Source organism: Vibrio sp. (assembly GCF_050299255.1).
Lineage (GTDB): Bacteria > Pseudomonadota > Gammaproteobacteria > Enterobacterales > Vibrionaceae > Vibrio.
In genome coordinates, this window is the sequence record NZ_JBNKVP010000117.1 from 1 (window position 1) to 6,876 (window position 6,876).

Annotated in this window: 7 protein-coding genes; 3 read left to right on the forward strand and 4 right to left on the reverse strand. The window is 48.0% G+C overall.

Features of this window, described 5'->3' with window-relative positions; translation table 11 throughout:
• A partial coding sequence (locus ACQY6F_RS17680; protein WP_428776321.1) for an acetate/propionate family kinase occupies positions 1 to 794 on the reverse strand: 794 nt, incomplete at its 3' end.
• A gap of 321 nt (positions 795 to 1,115) precedes the next feature.
• On the opposite strand from ACQY6F_RS17680, the gene cueR reads away from it, so the two are divergent.
• On the forward strand, positions 1,116 to 1,502 hold the full coding sequence (cueR, locus tag ACQY6F_RS17685; RefSeq protein WP_428776323.1) for a Cu(I)-responsive transcriptional regulator: 387 nt from the start codon (positions 1,116 to 1,118) through the stop codon (positions 1,500 to 1,502).
• A gap of 42 nt (positions 1,503 to 1,544) precedes the next feature.
• On the opposite strand, the gene ACQY6F_RS17690 is transcribed toward cueR, so the two are convergent.
• Entirely contained in the window at positions 1,545 to 2,027 is a 483-nt protein-coding gene (locus ACQY6F_RS17690) for an RNA-binding S4 domain-containing protein (RefSeq protein ID WP_428776324.1), read from the reverse strand.
• Between the two features lie 114 nt (positions 2,028 to 2,141).
• Positions 2,142 to 2,753 carry a glutathione S-transferase gene (locus ACQY6F_RS17695; RefSeq protein WP_428776326.1) on the reverse strand — a complete coding sequence of 204 codons (612 nt, stop codon included), beginning with the start codon at positions 2,751 to 2,753 and terminating at the stop codon, positions 2,142 to 2,144.
• 114 nt (positions 2,754 to 2,867) lie between these two features.
• On the opposite strand from ACQY6F_RS17695, the gene ACQY6F_RS17700 reads away from it, so the two are divergent.
• Positions 2,868 to 3,446 (forward strand): TetR/AcrR family transcriptional regulator, encoded by a 579-nt coding sequence (locus ACQY6F_RS17700; RefSeq protein WP_428776327.1) that lies wholly within the window; start codon positions 2,868 to 2,870, stop codon positions 3,444 to 3,446.
• A 460-nt stretch (positions 3,447 to 3,906) separates the two neighbouring features.
• Complete coding sequence (locus ACQY6F_RS17705) at positions 3,907 to 5,604, forward strand: EAL domain-containing protein (protein WP_428776329.1); 1,698 nt, start codon at positions 3,907 to 3,909, stop codon at positions 5,602 to 5,604.
• An 86-nt stretch (positions 5,605 to 5,690) separates the two neighbouring features.
• Here ACQY6F_RS17705 and ACQY6F_RS17710 read toward each other — a convergent pair.
• Positions 5,691 to 6,876: ABC transporter ATP-binding protein (locus ACQY6F_RS17710; protein ID WP_428776331.1), on the reverse strand; the 1,186-nt coding region annotated here is incomplete at its 5' end.

Below are 6,876 nucleotides of genomic sequence, written 5' to 3' on the forward strand. Positions count from 1 at the left end.
GTTTCAAAAACTTTTTCCTGGCTCCAGCCTTTTTTCATTAGAAACTCAATGATACCCGGGTCAAGGTCACCCGAACGTGTCCCCATCATCAGTCCCGCCAATGGGGTGAAGCCCATAGAAGTATCGACAGATTTGCCATCGCGAATAGCACAAACAGAAGCACCATTACCCAGGTGAACAGAAATAAAGCTCGATTCTTCGACCGGTTTGTTCAACATCTTAGCCGCTTCACGGCTAACAAAGTAATGGCTGGTGCCGTGGAATCCGTAGCGGCGAATGCCATATTCTTTGTACAATTCGTTTGCGATAGCGCCGGTAAACGCTTTTTGCGGCATAGTTTGGTGAAAAGCGGTGTCGAACACGGCAAACTGAGGCAAGCTTGGGAAGGCTTGCATGGCCGCTTTAATGCCTTTCGCGCCAGCCGGATTATGCAGTGGCGCTAAGTCAGACAGCGCTTCAATTTCTGCCAGCACTTCGTCATTGATTTGTACCGTTGAAGTAAATTTCTCACCGCCATGAACGATACGATGGCCAATCGCGACCAGCTCTTTGTCAAAGCCTAATGACGCCATCAGTGCCACAATGCGGTTGATGGCATGTTGGTGATGGTTGTCAGGCGCGTTGATCGCTTCTTCCGTTTTCTCTCCATTTACCTTCCAACTGATCACTGCTTCCGGCAAACCAAAACATTCCCCTAAACCGGTTACGAGCGCATTACCAGTTTTGGCGTCGATGACTGCAAATTTTAGCGAAGAACTACCTGAGTTGATGACCAGTACGAGTGAATTAGACATTTGGCTGGATTCCTGTTTCAGAATTTTTGTTGAAGCATTTTGCTTCCGGGGGTACGTATTAGCATTATTCAATAATTTTTTAATTGTTCAACTTTCTTTTAATAAACTGGGCAAATCAAACCGTTTTTTCTTGATCTGACGCAAGTATCGAATTTTTTAGACAAGTGAATTATTTCTCCTTTACCGGGCTACAGACGTAATCGATTGCCCCACAGACGTTCTGGCTCGTTACATTGGCTTTCAAAACCAGCTTTTGTGGCACTGGTCTGAGACAACGTTTAGCAGTAGTATGGCGGTAACACCATCTTTACGGAGCTAGGTATGAATATTGGAGTCGTCGCTGACCTGACCGGATTATCCAGTAAATCTATCCGACTATACGAAGACAAAGGTATCATCACGCCACCGCTGCGCACCGATGCAGGATATCGTGAGTACACAGATCACCATGTTGTCGAGCTGAAGCTGATTTCACGCGCCAAAAATGCCGGTTTTTCGTTAGCAGAATGTCGTGATTTTGTCCGCTTGGCACAAAACCCTAATCGTAAAAGTAGTGAAGTAAAAGCGCACGCCGAAGAGAAGTTGAAAGAAGTCGAACTGAAACTACGTGAGTTAAATGAGATTAAAAAGCAGCTGAAAGGTTGGATCTCTGCTTGCCCTGGCGATGGTGGCAGCCACTGCCCGATTATCGATGATCTGACTAAATAGCCGCTATTGCCAGGCATGTTCTGCCCGGCAATTTGGCTGAGCTTAGAAAAAGTCGATGTTTTTGCGTCCCGACCGGGTTGATTTTGTAGCCGCCTCTTGATCTTGCTGATTTTGAGCAGGTTTCTGACCAGTTTTCTTGCTACCACGATCATTGTGTTTGCCACTACGCTGTGACTGCGCACGTGAATTACCTTGTGGCTTTGCTTGCTCGGTAGGCTGTTTTTCTTTGGCGGTGGTCGGCTCAGTGACCGGTTGATCACACAGCACCACATAGTATTCCTGATTGAACTCAAAAAAATCACCGTCATACATCTTACGGCGCTTGCGAGTTTCAATTTCACCATTTACCGCAACGTATCCTTCGGCAATGATGTGCTTGGCTTCACCGCCACCACTAACCAAATTGGCGATCTTGAATACTTTGTACAGTTCTATCGGCTGGCTGGACACCTCAATGCCAATCGCTTCTATTTCGATCTCTTGCTGATCATCGTCAAAATCGGCTGATTGTACTTCGTCATTCATCTGTTACGGCCTGTATATTCGGTTGAGGGCGTGAGTATACGTCAAGATATTCAGGCGTGAAAGCGGGTTGATTTACAGGGCGCCCTAGCGACGCCCATAGAGTACCAGAAATAATTATTGGAATGCTGCCCTTTGGCTGATACGGCCGAACCACTCGGCGATATTAGGGTACTGATCCAGTACCTCGATATTGAGCGCCTTACTGCAAAAGCCAACAAAAATGAAAGCGGTAATATCCACTATGGTAAAGCGCTCACACGCCACATAACGGCTGGCAGCCAAACGCTTATCCAATACCGGCAAAAACTCTTCTACTCGTTGCTTGGATTCCTGCCCCCACTGCTCCACGCAACGCTCACGGTCTTTATATATGCCGCTAATGTTACGAAATGCCTGGAAGGCAGCATACAATCCCTGAAATTCAGTGACCCGGTGCCACATCTCAACTAGCGCCTGCTCCTTCGCGTCACGGCCGAACAGCGCCGCATCGTTGTCGGTGATTTGATCAAAGTAGCGGCAGATGGCCACCGATTCGCAAATGGTTGTGCCATCGTCCAGCTCCAGCAGCGGTACTTTGCCGTTGATGCTTTTGCCTGCATATTCAGGTGCCAGGTTGTCGCCTTCGCGCACGTTTATGGCCACCCGCTCAACATCGATACCCAGTTCATTAAGAAATATCCCTACCCGTCTGCAACTGGGTGTTACGGCTGTTTCGTAAATTTTCACACCAACTCCTCAAGCTGTTCGCACAAATTACTAACCGAACGTTTAGGTTAGTTATAAATTGCGTTACCATCAAGTGACCCAGTCGGCGAAACCGCAACAGCATAGGCAATACTCATGGCAAGAAAATGTAATTTTGATCGTCAGGAAAAACTGCAACTGGCAATGGAGCTGTTCTGGAGTAAGGGTTATGCCAACACTTCTGTCGCTGATTTGGTCGAGAAGTTAAATATCAACCGCTTTAGCCTCTACAACAGCTTTACAGATAAGCAGTCGCTCTACTACGAAGCGCTGGATCATTACCTACAGACGGTTTCACTGCCCGGTTTGGTTCAGCTCAGCGACCAATCTGCTTCATTGCCTGACATTATCCGCTTTCTTACCGAATTTGCCGCGCGTCAGCACCAGTCAAGCTGCGGCTGTTTTATGCAAAATGCTCTGGTGGAGCATGCTGGCCAGGATGAGTCAGTTCTGCAAAAGGGCGACCGGCTATTTGATACTCTGCAAGAACTGCTTCTCAATGCGCTACAAAAAGGGCAACAATGCGGTGAAATCACTAGCCTGATTCCTGCCGAACAACTCAGCGCACTGATTATTAGCCAGATGCAGGGCTTCCGCGTACTGAGTAAGGCGCACAGGGAGAATGAAATCAGCGCCGCACTGGATGCACTAGTGAAGATTTTGCAAACAAACTGACTCAGTCCGGCTGGAACTCTAAATAAGAAACTTGTTTAATAACAATAACTAATGACCATCTATTTAAATCTCATTCGGGGTTGTATCGCACTGTTAAACCGATAACAATTATGGAAGCAGGATCATGTTTCCATTGTTTGTTAGATGCAATCCAAACTCATTCGAGTTTAAGTCATATTAATTTCATAAAAATGAAATACTGGATACATCAGTTGTACGGATGATATGCCTTAAGCACACTCCAATCTCTCTGTATCCATAGATGATATTTATCAATGAGTTATCTGAAGCTGCCAGCTTGCACAATTCAGTTGCCGGATCACAAAACCTGAAGCTTTTTAGCTCAAATGACTCAATGTTCGACCAAGCCTGTCCGATATCAATATCTATGGCCAAGACGACATTATCATCAACGCAATCAAAGCTAACCAGCCTCGATACACAGGGAGTGAAAGATCGCATGCTGGCACTGAATAAAGCCGCACTGACAATCTCAGACATCGACGAACTGATGAACAACCATTTTATTCACATGTTTGATGTGATGAACGATGGCGTGTTCTACATGTCTGGCGAGGATACTGTTTTTTTCTACAATTCGGCATTCTATGAAAAATTCGGCTTAAGCAACGGTCAGTTTGATATGCAGGTGTGGATGGAGCTGGTACATCCCGTTGATCAACTCAAATTACTAAACCGGATAGATGCCCACCTATTGGATGTAGACAGCAAAGTCACCAGCCAGTATCGGGTAAAACAATCTAATGGTGAGTATATGTGGGTAGAGGCCACCGCGATAACCCACACCAAAGACGGCCAGCGGTTTATGATTGGCTGCCACCGCGACATCTCAGACAAAAAACTAATGGAAAGCTTTGTCCAGCAGGCGGCGTTTCGCGATAGTTCCAGCGGCTTGTCTAATCGAAGCAAGCTGTTGATTGATATGGATGAGCTGGCGCAAGACCCGCAGCACTCTCATTCCCTTTTCTACATCCAAATCGATGATATTAAGTCCTATCTCAACCTGTACGGTTCTGAAGTGATCAAAGAGCTGCTTAAACACTTGCAGTGCGCTTTAAGTTGCTTGCCGAATCGATACGCCGATTTTTATCGGGTACGTTCAGATGATTTTGCGGTTATTGTCTCCGGCCAGTACCAGGGCGGTGAATTAGTCAAACTGGGAGAGACGCTGGTCCGCAACTACCAGCAATCGCTGAACGATCAGGGCAACCTGTATGGCAAGAATATCAGTATCGGTATCTACCCAAATCTAAACACGGGTCTTTCCCCTGCGGATATCATTCACGTGGCATCCCGTACCTGCCAGTTTGCCAGCGAAAAGTCGGCCAATCATGTTGAAGTATACGAAGCATGTACCAAGGCAAAAGTCGACCGCCATTTTTACATCGAACACGGTCTGCAAAGTGCGATCTATGAAGAGACGCTGAAAGTTAAATTCCAGCCGATTATCTGTGCCCAGAGTCAAAGCATCGCCAGCTTTGAAGCCCTGGTTCGCTGGAGCAGTTCCAGTTTTGGCGAAATCTACCCGGATGAATTTATCTCGGTGGCGGAAAACAAAGGTCTGATCGTCGACCTCGGCTACCTGGTGTTTGATAAAGCCTGCGAGTTTATCCGTCGCTACCAACAAACACACGGCAAAGACGTCCGAGTCAATATCAATGTCTCTGTGCTTCAGTTGCTTAACCGGCAGTTCCCTAAACGATTACAGGCTATTGTCTGTAAACATGGCGTTGCCACCAAGCATATCGTGTTGGAACTGACGGAAACCATCATATTGGACGGCAACGAGGAAGCCGTGGAACAGTTAGATAAACTGAGCCAACTCGGCTTCAAGCTCTCTCTGGATGACTTTGGCGCAGGCTATAGTTCCCTGAACAGTTTCTTTGACCTGCCGCTGGATCAGATCAAGATCGACAAGTCGATGGCCTGGCGCGCGCTGGACAACCCCGCCAGTAACGAGTACCTGCGCTTTGTTATCCAGTTATGCCGGACGCACAACGTCGACATCGTGATCGAAGGGATAGAAACGGCTGACATACAGCATAAGTTTATAGAGATGGGCGCAACCTATCTACAGGGCTACTGGTTCTCCAAACCACTAACCATTGCCAGCGCCACCCGCTATACCTGTGTTTAATGCTGTAAGCATCATGACTATGCGACCACCAGCAGCGCTTGAAATTAAAGGCTTAACGCTTAATTAAGCCTCCATAACAAACCATACTAGAAACTCGACAAAGCAACCAGCTCCTGCGTATAGGCGTGGCCAGGCTGGCTAAACAACTGCGCCGTATTGCCCTGCTCTACTATCTCGCCATTTCTCATCACAATCGTGTAGTGACATAGAGATTTGACCACATTCAGGTCATGGCTGATAAACAGATAGGTCAGCTGATATTTCTGTTGCAGCGATTTAAGCAGGTCCAGCACCTGTGCCTGGACAGTTCTATCGAGCGATGAAGTGGGCTCATCCAACAGGATAAATTCCGGTTTGAGAATTAACGCACGCGCAATGGCTATGCGCTGCCTTTGACCACCGGAGAATTCGTTCGGGTAGCGGTGACGGGTTTCCGGATCCAGGTCCACTTCACGCATCACTTCGCAAATCATCTCGTCTAAGGTCGCTTCATCAAAACTCTGGTGTACCCGCAACCCTTCGCCGATCACCTGCGCTACCGACATACGCGGGTTAAGCGCTGAAAACGGGTCTTGAAACACCACCTGCATACGACTGCGGAAAGGTAGCATACCTTTGTGGTCCAACCCCTGTAACTGCTGCTGATCAAAGGTAATTGAGCCTTCAGAATTCACCAGCTTCAAGATCGCCATACCAGTGGTAGACTTGCCAGAGCCACTCTCCCCAACCAGGCCAATCGAGTGGCCACGCCGTAGCTCAAACGCCATATCGGTGACCGCTTTCACGTGCGATATCACCCGTTTAAACACTCCACCAGTGATGGGAAACCAGACTTTCAGTTGATCAACCTGGAGCAGCGTTTCAGCCTGACTGTTCACCGCAACCGGCTCGCCTCTCGGATCCGAGTCAATCAGTTTGCGGGTATAAGGATGCTGCGGGGCAGAGAACAGCTGTTTGCAGGGCGCCGTTTCCACCAGCTGACCGTCTTGCATCACCGCAACCCGGTCAGCAATACGCCGGACAATGCTTAAATCGTGGGTAATGAACAGCATCGCCATACCGAGTTCCTGCTGCAGATCTTTCAGCAGATCCAGGATTTGCGCCTGAACAGAGACGTCCAGTGCTGTAGTCGGCTCGTCCGCAATCAGCAGTTCCGGCTCATTGATCAGCGCCATGGCAATCATCACCCGCTGTCTCATGCCTCCAGAGAGCTGATGCGGGTATTCATGATACCTTTGTGCTGGTGACGGTATACCAACTTGCTGCAAAAGC